The 20,301-nt window shown below is 71.0% G+C and carries 19 protein-coding genes and 1 tRNA gene; 11 read left to right on the plus strand and 9 right to left on the minus strand.

All coding sequences use genetic code 11. The features are described 5' to 3' along the window. Positions 1 to 65: 65 nt before the first annotated feature. On the minus strand, positions 66 to 311 hold the full coding sequence (locus ASF52_RS20730) for a HigA family addiction module antitoxin (RefSeq protein ID WP_056176387.1): 246 nt from the start codon (positions 309 to 311) through the stop codon (positions 66 to 68). Positions 312 to 545: 234 nt separating this feature from the next. Here ASF52_RS20730 and ASF52_RS20735 point away from each other — a divergent pair, with 234 nt between their 5' ends. The 3 genes from ASF52_RS20735 (at position 546) to mscL (ending at position 2,754) form a co-directional block, all read left to right on the plus strand. Continuing rightward, entirely contained in the window at positions 546 to 1,376 is an 831-nt protein-coding gene (locus tag ASF52_RS20735; protein ID WP_443136708.1) for a phosphatidylserine decarboxylase, read from the plus strand. Positions 1,377 to 1,385: 9 nt separating this feature from the next. Next, positions 1,386 to 2,261 carry a CDP-diacylglycerol--serine O-phosphatidyltransferase gene (gene pssA / locus ASF52_RS20740; protein WP_056176936.1) on the plus strand — a complete coding sequence of 292 codons (876 nt, stop codon included), beginning with the start codon at positions 1,386 to 1,388 and terminating at the stop codon, positions 2,259 to 2,261. Positions 2,262 to 2,331: 70 nt separating this feature from the next. Further along, the gene (gene mscL / locus ASF52_RS20745) at positions 2,332 to 2,754 is read left to right on the plus strand and encodes a large conductance mechanosensitive channel protein MscL (RefSeq protein WP_056176393.1); all 423 of its coding nucleotides are present in this window, start codon (positions 2,332 to 2,334) and stop codon (positions 2,752 to 2,754) included. A gap of 30 nt (positions 2,755 to 2,784) precedes the next feature. On the opposite strand, the gene ASF52_RS20750 is transcribed toward mscL, so the two are convergent. Both ASF52_RS20750 and ASF52_RS20755 read right to left on the minus strand, forming a co-directional pair. Beyond that, the gene (locus tag ASF52_RS20750) at positions 2,785 to 3,039 is read right to left on the minus strand and encodes a hypothetical protein (protein WP_056176395.1); all 255 of its coding nucleotides are present in this window, start codon (positions 3,037 to 3,039) and stop codon (positions 2,785 to 2,787) included. A 167-nt stretch (positions 3,040 to 3,206) separates the two neighbouring features. Continuing rightward, positions 3,207 to 3,617: a DUF1236 domain-containing protein gene (locus ASF52_RS20755; RefSeq protein ID WP_056176398.1), complete on the minus strand. Its 411-nt coding sequence runs from the start codon at positions 3,615 to 3,617 to the stop codon at positions 3,207 to 3,209. A 267-nt stretch (positions 3,618 to 3,884) separates the two neighbouring features. Between ASF52_RS20755 and ASF52_RS20760 the strand changes: the two genes are divergently transcribed. Then, a complete protein-coding gene (locus ASF52_RS20760) occupies positions 3,885 to 4,181 on the plus strand; it encodes a hypothetical protein (protein WP_056176401.1) in 297 nt (98 codons plus the stop codon). A gap of 265 nt (positions 4,182 to 4,446) precedes the next feature. Beyond that, positions 4,447 to 6,405 carry a YgiQ family radical SAM protein gene (locus ASF52_RS20765; RefSeq protein WP_156630272.1) on the plus strand — a complete coding sequence of 653 codons (1,959 nt, stop codon included), beginning with the start codon at positions 4,447 to 4,449 and terminating at the stop codon, positions 6,403 to 6,405. 122 nt (positions 6,406 to 6,527) lie between these two features. Here ASF52_RS20765 and ASF52_RS20770 read toward each other — a convergent pair whose 3' ends face one another. Beyond that, positions 6,528 to 7,262 carry a sigma-70 family RNA polymerase sigma factor gene (locus tag ASF52_RS20770; protein WP_056176406.1) on the minus strand — a complete coding sequence of 245 codons (735 nt, stop codon included), beginning with the start codon at positions 7,260 to 7,262 and terminating at the stop codon, positions 6,528 to 6,530. Positions 7,263 to 7,816: 554 nt separating this feature from the next. Then, positions 7,817 to 8,632: a class II glutamine amidotransferase gene (locus ASF52_RS20775; RefSeq protein WP_056176408.1), complete on the minus strand. Its 816-nt coding sequence runs from the start codon at positions 8,630 to 8,632 to the stop codon at positions 7,817 to 7,819. Between the two features lie 282 nt (positions 8,633 to 8,914). Between ASF52_RS20775 and map the strand changes: the two genes are divergently transcribed. Next, positions 8,915 to 9,664, plus strand: coding sequence for a type I methionyl aminopeptidase (gene map, locus ASF52_RS20780; RefSeq protein ID WP_056176411.1), 750 nt, complete (start codon positions 8,915 to 8,917; stop codon positions 9,662 to 9,664). A gap of 30 nt (positions 9,665 to 9,694) precedes the next feature. Here the strand turns inward: map and ASF52_RS20785 are convergent, their stop codons facing one another. After that, on the minus strand, positions 9,695 to 10,543 hold the full coding sequence (locus ASF52_RS20785) for a LysR family transcriptional regulator (RefSeq protein WP_056176412.1): 849 nt from the start codon (positions 10,541 to 10,543) through the stop codon (positions 9,695 to 9,697). Positions 10,544 to 10,644: 101 nt separating this feature from the next. On the opposite strand from ASF52_RS20785, the gene ASF52_RS20790 reads away from it, so the two are divergent. Beyond that, positions 10,645 to 11,049 (plus strand): tautomerase family protein, encoded by a 405-nt coding sequence (locus tag ASF52_RS20790; protein ID WP_056176939.1) that lies wholly within the window; start codon positions 10,645 to 10,647, stop codon positions 11,047 to 11,049. Between the two features lie 9 nt (positions 11,050 to 11,058). On the opposite strand, the gene ASF52_RS20795 is transcribed toward ASF52_RS20790, so the two are convergent. Beyond that, entirely contained in the window at positions 11,059 to 13,215 is a 2,157-nt protein-coding gene (locus ASF52_RS20795) for a TonB-dependent siderophore receptor (RefSeq protein WP_082515422.1), read from the minus strand. Between the two features lie 493 nt (positions 13,216 to 13,708). Between ASF52_RS20795 and ASF52_RS20800 the strand changes: the two genes are divergently transcribed. The 4 genes from ASF52_RS20800 to ASF52_RS20815 all read left to right on the plus strand — a co-directional run bounded on the left by ASF52_RS20800 (position 13,709) and on the right by ASF52_RS20815 (position 19,054). Next, complete coding sequence (locus ASF52_RS20800) at positions 13,709 to 16,255, plus strand: ABC transporter transmembrane domain-containing protein (RefSeq protein ID WP_056176415.1); 2,547 nt, start codon at positions 13,709 to 13,711, stop codon at positions 16,253 to 16,255. A 157-nt stretch (positions 16,256 to 16,412) separates the two neighbouring features. Then, the gene (locus ASF52_RS20805) at positions 16,413 to 17,621 is read left to right on the plus strand and encodes a L,D-transpeptidase family protein (protein WP_244473889.1); all 1,209 of its coding nucleotides are present in this window, start codon (positions 16,413 to 16,415) and stop codon (positions 17,619 to 17,621) included. A gap of 179 nt (positions 17,622 to 17,800) precedes the next feature. After that, complete coding sequence (locus tag ASF52_RS20810) at positions 17,801 to 18,754, plus strand: MBL fold metallo-hydrolase (protein ID WP_082479061.1); 954 nt, start codon at positions 17,801 to 17,803, stop codon at positions 18,752 to 18,754. Between the two features lie 223 nt (positions 18,755 to 18,977). Continuing rightward, a tRNA-Arg gene (locus ASF52_RS20815) sits at positions 18,978 to 19,054 on the plus strand. 288 nt (positions 19,055 to 19,342) lie between these two features. Here ASF52_RS20815 and ASF52_RS20820 read toward each other — a convergent pair. Both ASF52_RS20820 and ASF52_RS20825 read right to left on the minus strand, forming a co-directional pair. Next, on the minus strand, positions 19,343 to 19,876 hold the full coding sequence (locus ASF52_RS20820) for a GNAT family N-acetyltransferase (protein ID WP_443136709.1): 534 nt from the start codon (positions 19,874 to 19,876) through the stop codon (positions 19,343 to 19,345). A gap of 85 nt (positions 19,877 to 19,961) precedes the next feature. Beyond that, on the minus strand, positions 19,962 to 20,243 hold the full coding sequence (locus ASF52_RS20825; protein WP_056176950.1) for a DUF2218 domain-containing protein: 282 nt from the start codon (positions 20,241 to 20,243) through the stop codon (positions 19,962 to 19,964). Between the last annotated feature and the right edge of the window lie 58 nt (positions 20,244 to 20,301).

Genomic DNA, 20,301 nt, shown 5'->3' on the forward strand with positions numbered 1-20,301 from the left:
GCTGAACGAGTGGGTGCGCGGGCCTACAGACAGCCGAAGCGGCCAAGTCCCAAAGCCTTGGGGACTCAAAGCTGTCGGTCGGCTCGAGCAACAGCGAAGTTGTCCTGCATCCGCATCAGCGTCTCCCGTGACACGCCGAACGCCTTCTCGATGCGCAACGCCATGTCCGGCGACAGGGCGGCCCGTGCGTCGACCAGATCGGACAGGGTCGGGTGGGGCACCCCAAGGGCTACGGCGGCGTCTGCGCGGGACAGGCCGGACTCTTCCAACAGTTCGCGGACGAACTCGCCCGGATGGGCCGGGTTCTTCATCTGGATTGCGTATCGGTCATTATCTCCCCCACCTTGGCGTTGGGCGTAGGCCTCCTGCCGAATCCAGTGTTCGCATCAGGGCGAGCGGACGCAACAGGCCCCCTCTCCTGGAAGGAGAGGGTTGGGGTGAGGTGTCGTCCATCTCCGGAAAGGTCACACACCTCACCCTGTCCCTCTCCTTCCAGGAGAGGGGACCCGCGCTCGACCTCATCCGGTCTGGTGGCGTCGCTTTCGTTGCCGCCCCAACCTTACGCCAACCCCCCCCCAAAGGTTGACGCGCGCCCCCCCGCCTGCCATCGCGCGGGGTCCGGATTCCCGTTCGCGCCCGCGCCGGGCCACGATCTGAAAGACCGCATGTCCGACCTCCTCGAGACGATTCGCCGAACCCTCGTGCCGATCCACAAGGAGGGCTATCCGTTCATCCTCATCGGCATCGTGCTGACGGTGATCGGCGGGTACTTCGCCCAGTTCCTCGGGTGGATTTTTCTGATCCTCACCCTGTGGGTCTGCTACTTCTTTCGCGATCCCGAGCGCGTCACCCCGGTGGGCGACGGGCTGGTGGTGTCGCCGGCCGACGGGCGGGTGAACCTCATCGCCACGGTGCTGCCGCCGCCCGAGCTCGACCTGCCGCAGGAGCCGATGCTGCGCGTCTCGGTGTTCATGAACGTGTTCGACTGCCACGTGAACCGCGTGCCGATGACGGGCAAGATCGGGCAGATCCACTACACGCCCGGGCTCTTTCTCAACGCCGAACTCGACAAGGCCAGCGACGACAACGAGCGCAACGGCCTCGTGCTGGAGACGACGCACGCGGGCGCGCCCTTGCGCATCGGCGTGGTGCAGATCGCCGGCCTCGTGGCGCGCCGCATCGTCGGCTGGGTGCATGCCGGCGACACGCTGAACGTCGGCGAGCGCTTCGGCCTCATCCGCTTCGGCTCGCGGGTCGACGTCTACCTCCCCGTCGGCACCCGCGTGCTCGTGGGGCTGGGCCAGAAGGCGGTGGCGGGCGAGACCGTGCTGGCGGACCTCGCCGGCGGGCCCGAGCGCGCCTTCCGCCGCATCTGAGGGATGAGCATGGACGATCTGTTCCCGCCCTTCGCGCCCGACGCCAACGAGCCCCGGCCGCGCCGGTTCAAGCCGGTGCCGTTCCGGATGATCGCGCCCAACATGATCACCCTGATGGCTTTGTGCCTCGGGCTCACCGCCATCCGCCTCGCCTTCGAGGGGAAGTTCGAGCCCGCCGTCATCGCCATCGTGGCCGCCGCCTTCCTCGACGGCATCGACGGGCGGGTGGCGCGGATGCTCAAGGGCACCTCGCGCTTCGGGGCCGAGCTCGATTCGCTGGCCGACTTCGTCAATTTCGGCTGCGCCCCGGCGCTGATCCTCTACGGCTTCGCCCTGAAGGAGCTGAAATCCGTCGGCTGGATCGTGGCCCTCATCTTCGCCATCGCCATGGCGCTCCGCCTCGCTCGCTTCAACGCCATGCTGGACGATCCCAACCGCCCGGCCTGGAAGAAGGATTTCTTCGTCGGCATGCCGGCGCCGGCGGGCGCACTCACCGTGCTGCTGCCGCTCTACCTGCACTTCCTCGGCCTGCCCCTGGAGCGCTGGGCCGCCCCGGTGGTGCTCGGCTACATGCTGTGCATCGCGCTCCTCGTGGTCTCCACGGTGCCGACCTTCTCGGGCAAGACGGTCGGCAAGCGCGTGCCGCGGGAAGCGGTGCTGCCGATCTTCCTCGTGGGTGTCGCGGCCTTCGGGCTGCTGATCTCGTTCCCGTTCGAGGCCATGGTGGCGCTGGCGCTCGGCTACCTCGTCACCCTGCCCATCGGGGCGGCGCAGTACCGCCGGCGGGCCAAGGCCGAGGCGCGGGCCGCCGCCTCCCTGCCGGCGCCCGCGCCGGACGACCGCGATCCGGGCGGCTCCGAGCGCGATCGCGCCGTGGACAGCTGAGGCGCCCGCCTGTCGCCCTGCACCGGCATCCCGTAGTCTTCGCGCGAAGAATCAGGCGCGGAGGCCCACGATGCTCGAAGAATTCAAGAAATTCGCCCTGCGCGGCAACGTGGTCGATCTCGCGGTCGGCGTGATCATCGGCGCGGCGTTCGGCGCCATCGTCACCTCGGCGGTGCAGGACGTGTTCATGCCGATGATCGGCGCCATCACGGGCGGCCTCGATTTCTCGAACTATTACATCGCCCTGTCGTCGAGCGTGCAGAAGGGCGCGGCCTATGCCGACGCGAAGAAGCAGGGCGCGGTGATCGGCTACGGCCAGTTCCTCACCGTGGCGATCAACTTCATGATCGTCGCCTTCGTGCTGTTCCTCGTGATCCGGGCGATGAACCGCCTCGTCAGCAAGGAGGAGGCGAAGCCCACCCCCGAAGTGCCGGCCGACGTGAAGATCCTCACGGAGATCCGCGACCTCCTGGCGACGAAGCCGGCCGTCTAGGGCCGCGCCGGCCTCCCGGCTGCGCCAGCCTCACGGCTGGGGAGGCTTGCCCGTGAGATCCTCCACGAGCCCGTCGAGGGCGTGCTCGACGGCGCCGGTGCCCTCCTCGTGGGTCTTCAGCCGCACTTCCAGGCGCTTGAGCTGAGGGCCGAACGCCTGGGGCGTCACCGGGTCGCCGAGGTATTCCGGCACCGCCTCGTCCGTGGTGAAGACCGAGCGCAGTTGCTGGCCGAGGTGATCGCGCACCGGCTCCGGCAGGGCGGCATCGTGGGGGTGGTCGCTCACGGCTGGAAGTCTCCCGTCGGTTCAAGACTGCACAACGGTCGGGCCCGGGCAAGTGTTGCGTCGGTGCTCACAAATGACGGTCCGCCCCTCGACAAAAAAGCCCCCGTCGCCGGGGGCTTTCTCAAATCCGGCCAGGCCGAACGATCAGGTCAGAGGACGGTTCAAGCCTAGTCGATGACTTCGACGATCCGGCGGCTGCGGTCGACCAGGACCGGGCGGTCGTTGACGATGGTGTAGCGCGAGTCGCGGGCGTTGTACTCGTCCGGCACGTCGTAATAGGTCACGCCGGCGCTCGGCAGCACGGTACCGACGCGGACATCGCCGTCATAGGCGTAGGACGAGCGGCGCTCGCGGGTGACGTACTGGCGGAAGCGCGGACGGTCGTCGATGCCGAGGATGCCGCCCACCGTGCCCGTGGCCGCGCCGACGGCGCCGCCCACGATGGCCCCGAGGGGGCCGGCCGCATCGGCGCCGTCCTGGGCGCCGCGCTCGGCCCCGCGCACGAGGCCCTGGGCCTGGACGGCCATGGGCAGGCTGAGGGCAAGCACCGAAGCGGCGAGAAGAGTCTTGAGATTCATGGTCGGGTCTCCCGAAAGGCTGTCCCGCGACGCCGTGAAGCACCGCGGGTTCGGGGCCTCAACGTGCGACCCCCCGAAAGGGATGCGGTGAAATCCCGTCTCCTTCCGTGGGAGACTCGGGGCGATCATCCCGAGCCGCGACGATGTCCGTGTCGGTGATGTGTGGGAAGGCACGATGCTTACTCGCTGAGCAGTTAAGCCTGCGGATTAGGCTGTCTGGGTGGGACGTTGATTATTTAATAGTCCACTCGCACAGAAGAGCATCACATGCGTCTTGCCGCCCTCCTCATCGCCGCGCCGCTCCTCGTCGTCGGGACCAGCGGCGCCACCGCACAATCCCGGACCTGGAACGCCCTCAGCCAAGCGCCGACCTACCAGGCGCCCGAGCAGGTCATCGAGGGTCCGCGTCGCAACACCCGGCGCGATCCCACCGGCATCCTGCGCGGGCAGGGCGTCAGCAGCCTCTACGGCGGCATGGGGAACATGGGCGGCGGGTCCGGCCGCAGCGCCAACACCGGCATCGGGCTGGGCGGCATCGGCGCCTCCCAGGGCGCGCGGAACTGATCTCGGATCCGCCGCACCGGTTCTGGGACCGGCCGGCGCGATCCGGCACGGTCGCCGGTCCCGCCGGGTGAAAGGCGCGGCGCCCCGCGCGCTTCGTTGAGCTCGCGGCCTCGGCGGTCTATGCACGGATCCCATGGACCTCCCAGCTTCCCACCTCGAAACTTCCCACCTCCAGGCGTCCCCCCTGCAGGCTTCCGCGAGCCGATCGGTGGCGCCCCTCGCCTGCAAGCCGCCGCGCCCCGGACGCGCGGCGCCGTTCCTGCCCATGAGCCGGGCCGAGATGGACAGGCTCGGGTGGGATGCCTGCGACATCGTTCTGGTGACGGGCGACGCCTATGTCGATCATCCGAGCTTCGGCATGGCCATCATCGGCCGCCTGCTCGAAGCGCAGGGCTTCCGGGTCGGCATCATCGCGCAGCCCGACTGGCAATCGGCGGAGCCGTTCAAGGTGTTGGGCCGGCCGACGCTGTTCTTCGGCGTCACCGGCGGCAATCTCGATTCGATGGTGAACCGCTACACGGCGGATCGGCGCCTGCGCAGCGACGACGCCTACACGGCGGGCGGGGAAGGCGGCGCCCGCCCGGACCGCTCGACCATCGTCTACACGCAGCGCTGCCGCGAGGCCTACAAGGACGTGCCGATCATCCTCGGCGGCATCGAGGCGTCGCTCCGCCGCATCGCCCACTACGATTACTGGTCCGACAAGGTGCGCCGCTCGATCCTGGCGGATGCCAAGGCCGATCTCCTCCTCTACGGCAATGCCGAGCGCGCCGTGGTCGAGGTGGCGAACCGCATGGCCGCCGGCGCGAAGCCGCACGAGCTCGATTCCGTCCGGGGCGTCGCCCTGTTCCGCCGGGTGCCCGAGCACTACACGGAGCTGCCCGCCGACGATCTCGACTCGGCCGACGAGGCCGCCATGCGCCGCCCCGGCGAGACCGTGATCCGGCTCCCCGCCTACGACGAGGTCAAGGACTGCAAGGAGGCCTATGCCCGCGCCTCGCGGGTGCTGCACCGGGAGGCCAATCCCGGCAACGCCCGCCCCCTGGTCCAGCGCCACGGCGACCGCGACCTGTGGCTGAACCCGCCGCCGATCCCGCTCACCAGCGAGGAGATGGATTCGGTCTACGACCTCCCCTACGCCCGCGCGCCCCATCCCGCCTACGGCGACGCGAAGATCCCCGCCTGGGACATGATCAAGTTCTCGGTGACGATCATGCGCGGGTGCTTTGGCGGCTGCACCTTCTGCTCCATCACCGAGCACGAGGGCCGCGTCATCCAGAATCGCTCGGAGGGCTCGATCCTGCGCGAGATCGAGCTGATTCGCGACAAGACCCCGGGTTTCACGGGCGTGATCTCGGATGTCGGCGGACCCACGGCCAACATGTACCGGATGGCCTGCAAGGACCCGAAGATCGAGGCGGCGTGCCGCCTGCCGTCCTGCGTGTTTCCGGACATCTGCCCGAACCTCAACACCTCGCACGACGACCTGATCCGCCTCTACCGCAAGGTCCGCGAGGTGGAGGGCGTCAAGAAGGTGATGGTCGCCTCCGGCGTGCGCTACGATCTGGCGGTCCGGAGCCCCGAATACGTCGAGGAACTCGTGACCCACCACGTCGGGGGCCGTCTCAAGATCGCGCCCGAGCACACCGAGCGCGGGCCCCTCGACCTGATGATGAAGCCGGGCATCGGCACCTACGACCGCTTCAAGGAGATGTTCGACGCCGCCGCCAAGAAGGCCGGCAAGAAATACTACCTGATTCCGTATTTCATCGCGGCGCATCCCGGCACCACCGACGCGGACATGATGAACCTCGCCGTCTGGCTGAAGAAGAACGATTACCGCGCCGATCAGGTGCAGACGTTCCTGCCCTCGCCCATGGCGACGGCCACGACCATGTATCACACCGAGATCAATCCCCTGCAGGGTGTGCGGCGCGGTGGCAGCGAGCCCGTCGACGCGATCAAGGGGATGCGGCAGCGCCGCCTGCACAAGGCGTTCCTGCGCTACCACGACCCCGAGAACTGGCCCCTGCTGCGCGAGGCGCTGCGGGCCATGGGCCGCGCCGATCTCATCGGGCCGCGGCCGGACCAGCTCATCCCGCTCGCGCAGCCGCCGGGAACGGGTTTGGGCAAGGAGGGCGGCAAGGGGCAAGGCCAGCCGCGACCCGGGCGCCACCCGGGCGCGCCGCGTTTCACCACCAAGGGCGTGCCGCTGGGGAAGTGACGGGCGCGTCCGACCGTCGGCCGTTGCGGGCGTTCCCGGAACGGCAAACCTGGGAACGGCAAAGCGCGGGCGACCACGGGGCGGTTCTCCGCCCCGGGCCGCCCTTCGATCCGGGCGGCGCGTCAGTCCTTCGGCATCGCCGACTGGATCAGCCGGTCCGACGACAGGTCTTCCTCGTCGTAGCCGAGGAGTTCGGCGAGGCGCCCGCGGGCGCGGCTGACGCGGCTCTTCACCGTGCCGACCTTGCAGCCCATGATGGCGGCGGCCTCCTCGTAGGAGACGCCTTCGGCACCCACCAGCACCAGGGCCTCGCGCTGATCGGGCGGGAGCTTGCCCAGCGCCGTCTGGAGGTCCTCCACGTCGAGGCGGTCGCCCTGGTGCGGGGCGGTGGCCAGCCGCGCGGCGTAGGAGCCGTCCTGGTCCTCGACCTCACGGACGCGCTTGCGGTGGTCCGAGTAGAAGATGTTGCGCAGGATGGTGAACAGCCACGCGTTGAGGTTCGTGCCCGGCTGGAACCGGGCGCGGTGCTGCCAGCCCTTGAGCAGGGTGTCCTGCACGAGGTCGTCGGAGCGGGCCGGGTTGCTCGTCAGCGACAGGGCGAAGGCGCGCAACGACGGCACGGCGGCGAGCAATCCGTTGCGGAACTCGGGCTCGATGGCCTCGCCGCGCGCCTTGAGGGCGGCTTCGAGCTTCTCGATGAGTTCGGCGAAGCGGGTCGGCTGCTCGTCCGTGGGAAGGCGGTCGTAGACCGTGCGCAGGTGCTCGCCGAGATGCGTCCGGATGTTGGACGACAGGTTCGGGCGGGCATCCTCGGCGGTGTCGAGGTCGGCGGCAGTGTCGATCGCGTCGCGGGTCATGGCTCGTCGTATTCTGGTCGATCGCGGGGGAGAGCGTCCGGCGCGTGGAAGACAACACGCGCGACGCCCGTCGTGTGGACGCGTTGTAGCGCATCCCGCCCGGCCACGCATCCCGGCCCGCAACCGTCAGGGTTGCGCCATCGTCCACATCAACAGCCCCGCGGTCCGATGCCTTGCGCGGGCAGCGTGGGTTTCCTCTCCGTCCAGGCAGGGCGATCGCATTCGACCATCTGCGTCATTCCGGGGCGCCGCAGGCGAACCCGGAATCCAGATTCGCGCCGGAGGCGTGCAATCCAGAGCCGCCGGCAGAGCAAGACTTGGCCAAACCCGTGTCTCCGGGGTCCGGGTTCCGCTCCGCGGCCCCGGGATGACAAAGCGGGGCGGGACTTCAAACGGTCCCAAACGGCATATGCAATCGCCCTGACCGAAGGGAGCAATCGCCCCGCCCGAAAGGAGAGGGAGCGCGGCGGGCCCTACGCACCGCGCTCGAACACCTCTTCGGCGCGCCATCCGCCGTTGGGACCGGCCAAGGGCTGGTCCTGTAAAAGAGTCGCTCAGCAGCCGCAGGGGGAGGGCACCTGTGCCGAGGCCCGGCCGTCGGGCTTGAGGATGCGGACGGCGCCGTCGCGGAGCGAGAGCACGTGGCCGCGCTCGACGTCGGTCCAGCACTCGTCGCGGGTCAGCGCCTTGGTGGCGATCACCGTCACCACGTCGTCCGTGCCGGTCTCTTGCGCGAAATCGACGCGCCAATCCTCGTCCACCAGGGTGGCGGTGCCGAAGGGGGCGCAGCGGGTGAGGTAGCACAGGCGCTTGCCGCAATGGGCGTAGAGGGTGCGGCTGTCCGAGAGTAGCATGTTGAACACGCCCAATCCGTGGAGTTCGGCGCACAGATCCGCCACGGCCCGGTCGAGGCGGGCCGGGCTCGGCAGGTCGGGCCAGCGCTGCTGCAGCTGGTCGAGCATCCAGCAGAAGGCGTGCTCGCTGTCCGTGGAGCCCACGGGCTTGAACCACGTCAGCGGCCACTTCTTCACACCCTTCAACTGGCCGTTATGCGCGAAGGTCCAGCGCCGGCCCCACAATTCCCGGCTGAACGGGTGGGTGTTCTCGAGGTTGACCCGGCCGCGATTGGCCTTGCGCACGTGGGCGATGACGATGCGGCTCTTGATCGGGGTTCGGCGCAGGAGCCGGGCCAGCTCCGATTGCGCGCTCGGCTCCGGCTCGTGGAAGGCGCGCGTGCCCCGTCCCTCGTAGAACGAGATGCCCCAGCCGTCGGCATGCGGGCCGGTCTCGCCGCCGCGCCGCGCCAGGGCGGCGAAGGAGAACCGGATGTCGGTGGGCACGTTCGCGCTCATGCCGAGCAGTTCGCACATGGGATTTCGGGGAGTTCCGGTCGGGACGGGCGGCGGGGCGGAGCGGGCGGACGCAGGCAGGCGGAAACGGACGGCCGGCGGAACCGGTTGCGCGGTCTAACCTATATTGGTCCGCCCGTGGCCCGGGGAAGCCGGATTTCGCATTTGGGGGCAGGCCATCCTCAGGCCGACCGGCTTTCGGTGCGGCTCCCGCATGGGAATCGGCATTCTTGGCCCGCTCCCCCGAAGCTGGCAGAACCGTCCTGCCCCGAGCCGCGTCCGGCTCCGCGATGAGGAAACCGCATGACGGTGTCGAGCGACGACGAGCTGGAGGCGCTGAAGCGGATCGGCCGCATCGTCGCCAACACCCTGGAGGCCATGGGCCGGGCCATCGAGCCCGGCATGACCACGGCCGAACTCGACGGGATCGGGCGGGCGTTCCTCGCCGGCGCGGGCGCGCGGCCGGCGCCCGAGCTCGCCTACGGCTTTCCCGGGGCGACCTGCATCAGCATCAACGAGGAGATCGCCCACGGCATCCCGGGGGCGCGCCGGATCGCGCCGGGGGATCTCGTCAACATCGACGTCTCGGCGGAGAAGGACGGCACCTTCTCCGACACCGGCGCGTCGTTCGCCGTGCCGCCGGTGACCCGCGCCGTCGAACGCCTGTGCCGGGACGGGCGCCGGGCGCTGTGGGCCGGCCTGCGCCAGGTCGGCACGGGCAAGCCGCTTTCGGGCATCGGGCAGGCGGTCGGCGCCTTCGCGAAGAAGAACGGCTACACCCTGGTGCGCAACCTCGCGAGCCACGGCGTCGGCCTGTCTCTGCACGAGGAGCCGAAGGAGATCGCCACCTGGCCCGACGCCTCCGAGCGCCGGATCATGGGCGAGGGGCTGGTGTTCACCGTCGAGCCGTTCCTGTCCCTGGGCGCCGATTTCGCGGAGGACGGCGACGACCCCTGGACCCTCTACAGCCGCCCCCGCGCCCTCACGGTGCAGTACGAACACACCGTCGTCGCCACCCGCAACGGGCCGGTGGTGCTGACCGTGCCGGGTTAGGGGGCGCTCAGGTCGGCGGAGTCCCGCCCGTCACGCCTCCCGCAGCAGGGTCCGGACGGCGGCGTCGAGGGCGCGGGCCGCGGCGGCGGCCGTCGGGGAGCCGGTGCGGGCCAGCATCACGATCTCGGAGGGCGGCAGGTCGGGAAGGCCGAGGCGCGGTCCGACGTCGCCCATGCGTCCCGAGGCGACGGCCCCCATGGGGGCGACGCCGAGCCCCGCGCGCACGGCGGCCAGGAGCGCGCTGCAGCTGCCCCCGATGAAGGCCTCCCGCCACGGGCGGTTGGCCGCGTCGAGACGCCGGACGGCGACGGCCCTCACCCCGCAGGCCGGCCCGAGGGTGACCAGGGGGACGGCGCGGTCCGGCGCGAGGGCGTCGTCGTCCCCGCATCGCCAGCCCAGGGGGTCCAGCCCGAGCACCTCCCCCTCCGCGCCGCCCGCCTCCCGCCGGACGATCACCGCATCGAGGTCGCCGTCGTCGAACGCCGCGCGGACCTGCAGGGAGGTCCCGCTGCGCAGCTCGAGGGCGCTGCGCGACGGGAGGGCGGCACGGACGTGGCGGATCACGTGTTCCAGGCCGGTTCCGAGGGCGTGGTCGCTCGCCCCGATGGCGAACCGCATGGTCGGCGCGTCGTCGAAGCACGCGGCGCTGTCGTGGGCCGCCATCAGCGCCCGTGCCTTGGCCAGGAAGGCCACGCCGTCCTCCGTCGGCCGAACGAAGCGGGGCGTGCGGTCGAGCAGCTTGCGGCCGAGGGCCGCCTCGAGCGCCTTGAGGCGCGTGCTGACCACCGGCTGCACCGTCCCGGCCACTTCCGCCGCCCGGGTCAGGTTGCCGAACTCCACCGCGAGGATGAACAGGCGGACGGAAACGAGGTCGAGCATGATATCGAACCGCTATGATGAAGCGTGCGCATCATAGCGTTCTGCGCCGACGCGAACAGGGCCAAAGTCTCCTCCGCACCCCGAAGCCCAAGGAGGCTCCCATGCCCATGATCACCGTCCGCTACGTCACCGCATCGCCGCGCGAGAACCTGAGGTCCGAGATCGCCCGGCTGGCGACCCGCCTCGGCGCCGAGCGGCTCGGCAAGGACCCGGACGTCACCGCCGTGCTGGTGGAGGAGGCCGATCCGCAGGGGTGGTTCATCGCCGGACGGCGCCCGACGGAGGCGGGGCTGTCGGCGTTCTGGCTCGACATCAAGATCACGGCCGGGACCAACACGAAGGCCGAGACCACCGCCTTCGTCCAGGCGGCCTTCGCCGGCATGGAGAGGTTGATCGGCCCGTTGCACGCGGAATGCTACGCGTTCGTGCATGCGGTCGACGGCGACGCCTACGGCTACGGCGGCCGCACCCAGAATGCCCGCTGGGCTGCCGCCCACCCGGGATAGCGCCCCGTCTCACATCCGCGCCGTGATGGTCGCCAGCACCGTCAGGGGGGAGCCCGGCTGGTTGTTGAACTGGTTGAACGGCTGCTCGATGTAGCGCGCGTCCGTGAGGTTGCGGGCGTTGATGGCGAAGCGGTAGCGCTCGTAATCGTAGAACAAAGCCGCGTCGAGGCGCGTATAGGCGCCGACCTTGTAGCTGTTGTTGAGGTCGCCGAACCTCGCGCCCACATGGGTCGCGCCGAAGCCGACGCCGAGGCCGCGCCATGGGCCGTCGGGGATCTGATAGGTCGACCACAGGCTGGCGCTGAACTCGGGCACGCCGACGAGGCGGTTGCCCACCGCGAAGGTGGTGTCCCGGGCGATTTTGGCGTCGAGGTAGCCCAGGCCGCCGATGATCTTCCAGCCCGGCAGGATCTCGCCGGCGATGTCGAATTCCACGCCCTCCGAGCGCTGGGCGCCGGTGATCACCGAGAAGCCGGTGTTGACCGGATCGGCGGCGGACACGTTCTGGCGCTCGATGCGGAAGGCGGCGGCACTGATCGTGAGGAGGGACGGAACGAGGTCGTAGCGGGCGCCGACCTCGTATTGCACGCCCGTTTCGGGCGGCGGATTGGTGGCGCCGAGCACGTTGTCGGTCTGCGGTTTGAACGAGTTCGTGTAGCTCGCGTACAGGGTGAGCGGCTCGACGGGGCGGTAGACGAGGCCGACGCGCGGCGAGAATCCGAACAGCTCCTGCTCGGGCGGCACCGTGCGCGAGGTCGGCGTGCGGCTGAAGAAGAACTGGCTGCCGAAATCCATGCGCGTGCCCAGCAGCAGCTGCAGGCCGGCGCCGAGGTCGATCTGGTCCTGCAGGTAGACCCCGTAGAGGTCGTTGCGCTGCTTCAGGTCGCTCTGGAACGTGAATGCCCCGTAGGCGATGCGCGGCACCGGGTTGAGGAAGCTCGTGGTCGTCGTGGCGGCGGTCTGCTGCGAGATCGGCCGGCGGTAGCCGTTGGTGTATTCGAAGCCGGCCAGGAAGGTGTGGCGCAGGCCGAGGATGTCGAACTTCGCCACGACCTCGGACTGGGTGTCGATGGACGCGAAGTCCGAATTGACGAGGGAGCCCCGCCGCGTGACCAGGGTGCCGGCGGGGTTCACCGCCGTGGCGCGGGCCGCGAACACGTCGAAGGAGCCCGACTGGACGTTGACGATCTGGCGCAGGGTCACGTCCGGAGTGAGGTCGTGCTCCAGGCGCAGGGTCGCGAAGTTCGAAGCCCCGGCGTAGCGGGAATTCGTGGTGCCGTAGAAGCGGGCGATGTCGTCCAGCGGCACTCGGCCGTTGCGGGCGATCAAGCCCTCGTCGTACTGCGTATCCTGCCGGGTGATCTCGGCCAGGAACTCGACGCGGGTGTCGGCGGTGGGCGTCCAGGTGAAGGCCGGGGCGACGAAGAAGCGCGAATTGCTCCGGTCGTCGCCGTAGTTGCGGAAGGTCGGGTCGTCCTGCGCGGCGAAGCTGACCCGGCCGGCGAAGCCCTCCGTCCCGGGCAGCGCCCCCGAGACCGAGCCCTGGAGCCGCGCAAAGCCGTAGCTGCCGCCCTGCACGGTGAGGTCGCCGGACGGCGCCAGGGTGGGGCGACGCGTGACGATGTTGACGAGGCCGCCGGGGTCGCCGCGCCCGTAGAGGACGGAGGCCGGGCCTTTCAGCACCTCGATGCGCTCGACGTCGGCGAGGTCGCGCTGGGTCGAGAGGAAGTTGTTGGCCTGGTTCAACAGCACGCCGTCAACGGCGTAGGTCTGGGTGCGGAAGCCGCGGATGAGGAAGGTGTCCGAGCGGCCCTGGAGGGTGCCGCCGGGCTGCACGTTGCTGACGTTGGCGAGCGCATCCGACAGCCGGACGTCCTGGCGGTCCTCCAGGACCTCGCGCGGCACCACCTGCACGGATTGGGGCGTGTCGCGTAAGGGGGTGTCGGTCCGGGTCGCCGTGGCCGACCGGGTGGCGCGGTAGCCCACCACCGGGCCGGTGGCGCGCTCGCCCGTGCCGAGCCCGGAGCCGGCCACCGACAGCTCCGACAGAGCCACCTCCTCCGGCACACCGGCGGGCTGCGCGACGGCGCCGGCCACGCAGAGCGGCGTCAGGCCGCCGAGAACGGTCGCGACCCGCAGCCATCCATCCCCGTAGACCTTCGGCATCGCGTCCCCCTCCGACCTGCGGCGGACGCCCCGGCGCTCCGTCAACGCCGCCGTTGAGCACCCGCACCGGGGAGGCCGCAAGCGGGTGAGGCACAAAAGGTTCCGGACTTTAATCTGTGATGGTCGAGATGTGACAATAATTCAACAAACAAGAATTGTAATAATTAAAAACAACCCGCCTTTCTCAAGTCTTCCACGAAAGGTAGCAGATAAAGTTTGTCTTCGCCTAGATCATCCGCCTCCGGGCCGCGCGGCGAACCATGGGGGTCGCGATGCGAACCCGTTCCGGCCATCCCCTCGCGACCGGATGTGCCCCGAAACCCCTGGGCGATCCTTGCCCGGGGCGCCGCAGCAGGGGCGGTCAGACCGTCGACGTGCCGTTCGCCCGCCGGGGCTGCGCCGCGACGTGCGCCCCCGCGCTTTCACCCATCGTCCCGATCCTCTAAGCCGGCGCCGAGGCTCCGGCGCGCGGGGCGGGACGCGAAGGATGCCGATGGACCGCGAGCCGATCGTCTTCACCTGGCGATCCGCGCCGGCGGAACACGGGGCCGCCATCGCCCTCACCCTGGGGCTCGGCGGCCCCCTCGCCCTCCTCGCCCTCCTGTGCCTGCGCGACCTCGTCGGCGTCCTGGTGGCGGCGCCCGACCACGCCGACGCGTTCCTGCGCGTGGCGGCGCTGTTGCCGTGGCGCCCGCCGGGGGAGGGGGCCTTCGTGCTCTTCGCGGGCTGGCCCCTGGCGCCGGCCGAGCGGGTGCGCCTCGCCCTCGTGCTGCTCTCGGGCGCGGCCCTGGCCTCGGCGGCCCTCGGCTGGGGCGTCGCCCGCCTGTGCTTCGTCGCCCAGAGCCGCACGGTGGAGCGCCTCAACGCCCGCGTCACCGAGGCGATCCTGCGCGCGCCCCCCGCCGCCCGCGACGACGCCCGCGCGGTGGCGCAGTCCGTGGGCGATCTCCTCGCCCGCATCGACACCCTGTTCGGCCTCGGCCTCCTCGTGCCCGCCATGGCGCTGGGCACCGCCCTCCTGGCGCTGGGCCTCGCCTGGCTCGCCGCGCCCCGCCTCGTGCCCACCGTGGCCGTGGGGCTGCTGGCCGCCGGCCTCGCCCGCGCGCTGATCCAGCGGCGGATGCGGGCGCGCACGGCCCTGCGCCTGCGCTCCGGCGCCACCTTCGAGCGGGCGCTCGCCGACCTGATCCGCCGCATGCCGGCCGTGCGGGCCCACGGCGCTGCCGCCTTCGAGCGCGCCCGCCTCGCCGCCAAGGGGCAGGCCGCCCGGACCCATCTGGAGCGCTCGGAATCGGCCCTCGCCTCCGCCCGCGCGCCCTCCATGGCGCTGGGCATCCTCCTGCCCGCCATCGTGGTCGCCGTCGCCCTGTGGCGCGACGGGGCGCCCGTCGCGCCCGGCGCCCTGGTGGCGGCGGGCGGCGGCTTCGCCCTCGCGGTGGTGGCGCTCGCCGTCGCCCTCCACCTGCACACGGTCCACCGCGACCTGCTCGCGACCTTCCGGGGCATCGCCCAGGCCCTGCCGGCCCTCGAGGCCCGCACCCCGCCGCGTCCGGCCCGCGTCGCCGCCTTTCCCGAGGGCGGCGCCCTGAGCGCCCAGGGGGTCGGCGCCTACGATCCGGTGACGGGCGAGCGCCTCGCCGCCGTCGATCTCACCGTCGCGATGCCGGGCCACGTAGCGATCCTGGGCGAGCGCGGCGGCGGCGGGCGGGCGCTCGCCGCCCTGCTCGCGGGCCAGCTCGAACCCACGGCCGGGGCCGTCACCTACGGGGGGACGGACCTGCGGGCCTTCGCGCCCGAGGAGCGCGCCCGGCGCATCGCGCTCGCGGGCGCCGAGGCCATCCTGGTCGAGGGGTCGCTGCGCCAGAACATCCTGTACGGCGCGGCGCCGCTCCACGCCGCCGAGGGCGAGCCCGACGACCTGCGGGCGATCCTCGCCCTCACGGGCCTCGACGCCATTGTGTACGCGCGCGGCCTCGAGGGCACCGTCGATCCGAGGGCCGAGCCCGCCGTCGCCCGTGCGGTGGTGGCCGCCCGCGACGCCGTGCGGGCGGCGCTCGCCGCCGACAAGGCCGGCCGCCTCGTGGAGCCGTTCGACCCAGCCCGCTACAACCACCAGGCCACGGTCGGCGAGAACATCCTGTTCGGCGAGGCCGTGGGACCGGCCTTCGCGCCCGAGCGCATCGCCGCCCATCCGTACCTGCGCGCCGTGCTGGAGGCCGAGGACCTCGTCCGGGCCCTGGCCGAGGTCGGCCTGCAGGTGGCCCGCAGCCTCGGCGAGATCTTTTCGGACTTGCCCGACGACCATCCGCTGTTCGACGCGTTCTCGCTGTTTCCGGCCTCCGAGCGCGGGTTCTTCGAGGATCTCGTCGCGCGCATGCCCGAGGCCAAGGGCTGGCGGCGCGGGCCGGCGGGCCAGCGCGACCGCAAGCGCCTCATCGGCCTGGCGCTGCGCTACAGCGAGACCCGTCACCGCCTCGGCCTCGTCGACGCCGCCTTCGAGGCCCGCATCGTCGCCGCGCGCCATTCCTTCGCCCGGCTGATGCCGCCCTCGCTCCGCGACAGCGTCGAGTTCTACGATCCCGCCACCCTCACGGCCGCCGCGAGCCTGGAGGAGAACATCCTGTTCGGCCGCATCAACGGTGAGGAGGCCGGGGCCGAGGCGCGGGTGCGCGCCCTGGTGCGCCGGGTGCTCGCCGACGAGGGCCTGGAGCCGACGGTCTACCGCCTCGGCCTCGACAGCCGGGTCGAGCCCGGGATGGGCGGCGGCGGCGCGAGTCTCGGCGAGAACGCCATCGGCCCGCGCGAGCGCATAGCCATCGACCTCGCCCGCTGCCTCGTGCGCCGCCCCGACATCGCCGTGGTGGCCATCGCGCTGGAGGATCGCAAGCCCGAGGAGATCCGCCCCCGCCTCGCGGCCCTGCGCGCCGCCCGCGCCGGCCGCGGCCTCATCGTGTGCCTGCCGGACGCCGGCGTGCTCGATGGGGCGGCGCCGTTCGATACCGTGCTGCGGGTGGAACGGAACACCGTGGTGGCGGGGTAGGGGAGTACCGGGAAAAAATCCCCCACTTGCGGCCGCAATGGGATGCGATACGCAAGGGAGATTGATCGCACGGCATCCGCGCCGGACGGGTCGCTCCATCCTCGGGCCGCGCATGGTCTTACCCCTTCGACCGTTCCTCTGGGCCGCGCTTTTCGCGATGGGCCTCGCTGCGCCCGCCCTCGCCGCCACCGGCAAGGCCTTCGCGCCGATCCCCGCCGCCACCCTGGCGCTGATGCAGGCGCGCGGCACCACCGCCCAGGCGCCCGTGCTGTTTCGCGCCTACAAGAAGGAGAGCGAGATCGAGGTGTGGAAGCGGGCCGGGTCTGGCCGCTTCGTCCACGTGAAGACCTTTCCCATCTGCCGCTGGTCGGGCCAGCTCGGCCCCAAGCGCAAGACCGGCGACCGCCAGACCCCGGAGGGGTTCTACACGGTGCCCCAGCGCCAGATGAACCCGAATTCGAGCTACTACCTCTCCTTCGACGTCGGCTACCCCAACGCCTACGACCGCGCCCACGGCTCCACCGGCTCGGCCGTGATGGTCCACGGCGTGTGTTCGTCCATGGGCTGCTTCGCCATGACGGACGCCGTGGTGGGCGAGATCTACGCCATCGCCCGCGAGGCCTTCGCGGGGGGGCAGGCGGCGTTCCAGTTCCAGTCCTACCCGTTCCGGATGACGGCCCAGAACATGGCCCGGCACCGCACCGACCCGAACATCGACTTCTGGCGCCAGCTCAAGGTCGGCTCCGACCGGTTCGAGGCCCTGGGCGAGGAGCCCGCCGTGAGCGTGGTCGCCGGCCGCTACAGTTTCGCACCGGACCGGGACCCCGTCCGCGAGGCCCGCGTCGCCGCCCACCGGGCCGACGAGGAGGGCCGCATCGCCCAGGCGGTGGAGGATGGGAGTGCGGCCGTGCGCACGACTTATTCCGATGGCGGGCAGCACGCGTTCTGGGCGGCGCACGCCGCGCGGGGCGGGTCGCTGGGCGAGGTCAGCCGGCCCGAGGCCCTGGCCTATGCGGGCTTGGAAGTGGTGACGATCCCGGCCCGCCCCCGCGTGGTCGTCGCCGAGGCCGTGTGGTCGCGCTGGGCCGGGCCGGAGCTGCGCATGGCCTTCGCCCGCACGGCCAACCTGTCGCGGCCGGCCGCGACGGCGCGGTTCGGGCCGCTGCTCACCGCCTATGCGGACGCACTGCCGCGCTTGGTGCGGGCCAGCCTTGCCGGCACCTTGCCGCCGCCCGAGGGCCTCGCGCGCCTGAATGCGATGGACCGGGACACCGCCGGGCTCGCCCCGCCCGGACATTGGGCCGGCCCCGGTTCTTCGACAACCTCAGGATCTTCGGCCGGTCCGGCGTATCTCGCCCGGCGCTGAAACCGGCGCCCGACCATGTGCGAACCCGCACATCGGTAGTCCGAGGGGCTGCTTACCTCAGACTCGTTCCACTTCAATCCTGGCACACTCTCGGCCGCGACCACCGGCGACCCTACGGTCTCGCAGGTCGAAGGCGGCCCTCGGGCCCGAGGCGGATCGGGGCAATTGGTAAGCGAACCATGACACGCTCGAACGGGTCGCACGCGCAGAACGGGTTCACCCAGCCCGACGACGGCCTCGTTCGATCGGACGAGGGCCTCTCCCTACGCTTCTGGGGCGTGCGCGGTTCCACCCCGGTCAGCGGGCCGGACTACGTCGAGTTCGGCGGCAGCACGCCGTGCATGGAGATCCGCTACGGCGAGCGGCTGTTCCTCCTCGACGCGGGCTCGGGCCTGAACGCCTGCGGCCGGCACCACCGGGACGGCCTCTCGGGCGACATCGACCTCCTGTTCAGCCACCTCCACCTCGATCACACGGCTGGCTTGCCGTTCTTCAAGCCCGTGGTGCTCGACGCCGGCCGCACCATCAACACCTGGTGCGGCAACCTCGACGGACAGAGTGCCGCCGCCGCCCTCGACCGGCTGTTCGCCCCGCCGCTGTTTCCCGTGAGCCTCGACGTGCTGCCGTGCCGCTTCGCGCATCACGGCTTCCGCGCCGGCGAGACCCTGGCCTTCGCCGACGGCGCGCGGGTCGACACCATCCTGCTCAACCATCCGCAAGGGTCGGTGGGCTACCGCTTCGATCATGCCGGCCGGCGCCTGTGCATCATCAGCGACATCGAGCATTCCGATCCCTGGCCCGACCCGGCGCTCCTCGAGTTCGTGCGCGGGGCCGACCTCATGGTCTACGACGGCATGTTCACCGAGGGCGAGTACCCGGTCTGCCGGGGCTGGGGCCATTCCACCTGGCAGAAGGGCATGGAGCTCGCCCGCGCCGCCGGCGTCGAGGCCCTGGCGATCATCCACCTTCATCCGTGCCACACGGACGACACCCTGCGCCGCATGGAGGCCGAGATGCAGGCCGTCATGCCGACGAGCTTCATCGCCCGCGAGCGCCAACAGATCGTCCTCCCGCCCCGGCTCGGCCGCGGCGCACCCATCCGCCCGGCCCCCGCCCTCGCGGCCGTCCCGTAGGGCTGGCCGTCCCGCAGGGGGCTTTCCGCCTGTCCCGCAGGGACCTTCCGCCCGTCCCGCGGGGTGTGGCCAGCCAGCCCTTCCGGCCCGGATTCACCCCGCCTGCCGCCGCCGCATCCTTTGCCCGCAAAACTTGTCCGGAAGGGGTTGCCAGCCGGAAAGGGAGCTTCTAAACACCGGCTCGCGGCCGGCACGTCTCCTCTGAGACCCACCGGCCCGGCACGCGCCCGTAGCTCAGCTGGATAGAGCACCAGACTACGAATCTGGGGGTCAGAGGTTCGAATCCTTTCGGGCGCGCCAACAACATCGAGCAGCGAGCGAGCCCATGAGGCCGCGTTGCCGACCAAAGCTTCCAACCCGGATATGGAACGCGAGCAACCCCGACGTACGGCTTGACGCGTCACGGCGTGCGCCAGGCTCGTATCCCGGGCCTTCGGCAGATTGCCCGCTCGGTTCCGTCCTCGATGCTCCATCTGTCCGGAGGCTTGCGCTCGTGGCGATCGGGTTCGCGCGCGACCGCGGGGATGCGCTTGCCGTCGCGGCGGGATCGGCCGCTCCGCTCGTCCGCCGCGTCCCGCGACGGTCGGCTCATCCGGCCGCGGGGGAGGGCCGCAGGCGGGCCATGCAGTAGGCGTCGACGAGCACGCCATCGCGAAAGCTCGCCGCCCGGTGCGTCCCCTCGATCGCGAACCCGAACTTCTTGTAGAGGGCGATCGCCGGCGCGTTGTCGGTGAACACGGTCATTTCGATCCGGGTCACGTTGAGCCACTGCTCCGAGGTGTCGATGATCGCGGCGAGCAGGCGGGAGCCGATCCCGTTCCCGGCGAAATCGGCATGGACGGCGATCCAGAACTCCGCCGCATGCGCCCGCCGCCCGTAGAACGGACGCAGCGCCGCCGCGCCGACGACGCGATCCGACAGATCCGCGACGAGATGGAGGTCCCGCGGAGACCGCGGCTCCGCCCAGGCCTTGACCGTCTCGTACGATTCGTAGGGCAGCGCGAGCGTTCCAAGGCGGAAGGCCGGCTGATTGTAGATCTCGAACAGACCCGGCATGTCGGTGTCGCGCATGGCGCGGATGCCGACATCCGCGCTGCGCCCGGCGTGTTTCATTTCCGTCATCCCGCCCGTCATCCTCATCCATCCCGTCTCGCGACACGTCCTGCCCGGGGAACGCCCACCCCGGATCGGCGCCGGGCCTTCGACCTCACGACGACCATTCGAAGCGCAGCGTTTCCCGGAACGCGAAGCGCTCGACGTGACGCACGACGACGTCGCGAAAATCGGGGAGCCTGGCAGCGTCCTCGGCCGCGAGCACGATCGTCAGGGTCTCGGCATCGGCACTGAGCCGCGTCTCGCCGAGGGGCAGGACGATCCGGGCGCGGGTGGCGTCGAACTCCGTCTCGAACTTGTGGGACCAGTGCTTGCAGAGTTGCTGCAGGTAGCGGCTCGCATGGGGCGTCCTGACGACGGCGCTGCTCTCGGGCATGGGCTGTTGCTTTCCTGAGGTGGAGGTCGGCTCGCCGGAAGGGCGGGTGGCGTCGCAC

This window comes from Methylobacterium sp. Leaf112, from assembly GCF_001423295.1.
GTDB lineage: Bacteria > Pseudomonadota > Alphaproteobacteria > Rhizobiales > Beijerinckiaceae > Methylobacterium.

What these genes read in the sequence shown, in the direction of transcription:
- ASF52_RS20800 (WP_056176415.1), top strand. Translation starts at nt 13,709, where the DNA reads ATGGACCGCGAGCCGATCGTCTTCACCTGGCGATCCGCGCCGGCGGAA.
- ASF52_RS20775 (WP_056176408.1), bottom strand. Translation starts at nt 8,632, where the DNA reads ATGTGCGAACTGCTCGGCATGAGCGCGAACGTGCCCACCGACATCCGG.
- ASF52_RS20755 (WP_056176398.1), bottom strand. Translation starts at nt 3,617, where the DNA reads ATGAATCTCAAGACTCTTCTCGCCGCTTCGGTGCTTGCCCTCAGCCTG.
- ASF52_RS20805 (WP_244473889.1), top strand. Translation starts at nt 16,413, where the DNA reads ATGGGCCTCGCTGCGCCCGCCCTCGCCGCCACCGGCAAGGCCTTCGCG.
- ASF52_RS20785 (WP_056176412.1), bottom strand. Translation starts at nt 10,543, where the DNA reads ATGCTCGACCTCGTTTCCGTCCGCCTGTTCATCCTCGCGGTGGAGTTC.
- pssA (WP_056176936.1), top strand. Translation starts at nt 1,386, where the DNA reads ATGGACGATCTGTTCCCGCCCTTCGCGCCCGACGCCAACGAGCCCCGG.
- ASF52_RS20825 (WP_056176950.1), bottom strand. Translation starts at nt 20,243, where the DNA reads ATGCCCGAGAGCAGCGCCGTCGTCAGGACGCCCCATGCGAGCCGCTAC.
- ASF52_RS20820 (WP_443136709.1), bottom strand. Translation starts at nt 19,876, where the DNA reads ATGACGGAAATGAAACACGCCGGGCGCAGCGCGGATGTCGGCATCCGC.
- ASF52_RS20790 (WP_056176939.1), top strand. Translation starts at nt 10,645, where the DNA reads ATGCCCATGATCACCGTCCGCTACGTCACCGCATCGCCGCGCGAGAAC.
- ASF52_RS20765 (WP_156630272.1), top strand. Translation starts at nt 4,447, where the DNA reads ATGAGCCGGGCCGAGATGGACAGGCTCGGGTGGGATGCCTGCGACATC.
- ASF52_RS20795 (WP_082515422.1), bottom strand. Translation starts at nt 13,215, where the DNA reads ATGCCGAAGGTCTACGGGGATGGATGGCTGCGGGTCGCGACCGTTCTC.
- ASF52_RS20760 (WP_056176401.1), top strand. Translation starts at nt 3,885, where the DNA reads ATGCGTCTTGCCGCCCTCCTCATCGCCGCGCCGCTCCTCGTCGTCGGG.
- ASF52_RS20770 (WP_056176406.1), bottom strand. Translation starts at nt 7,262, where the DNA reads ATGACCCGCGACGCGATCGACACTGCCGCCGACCTCGACACCGCCGAG.
- ASF52_RS20810 (WP_082479061.1), top strand. Translation starts at nt 17,801, where the DNA reads ATGACACGCTCGAACGGGTCGCACGCGCAGAACGGGTTCACCCAGCCC.
- map (WP_056176411.1), top strand. Translation starts at nt 8,915, where the DNA reads ATGACGGTGTCGAGCGACGACGAGCTGGAGGCGCTGAAGCGGATCGGC.
- mscL (WP_056176393.1), top strand. Translation starts at nt 2,332, where the DNA reads ATGCTCGAAGAATTCAAGAAATTCGCCCTGCGCGGCAACGTGGTCGAT.
- ASF52_RS20730 (WP_056176387.1), bottom strand. Translation starts at nt 311, where the DNA reads ATGAAGAACCCGGCCCATCCGGGCGAGTTCGTCCGCGAACTGTTGGAA.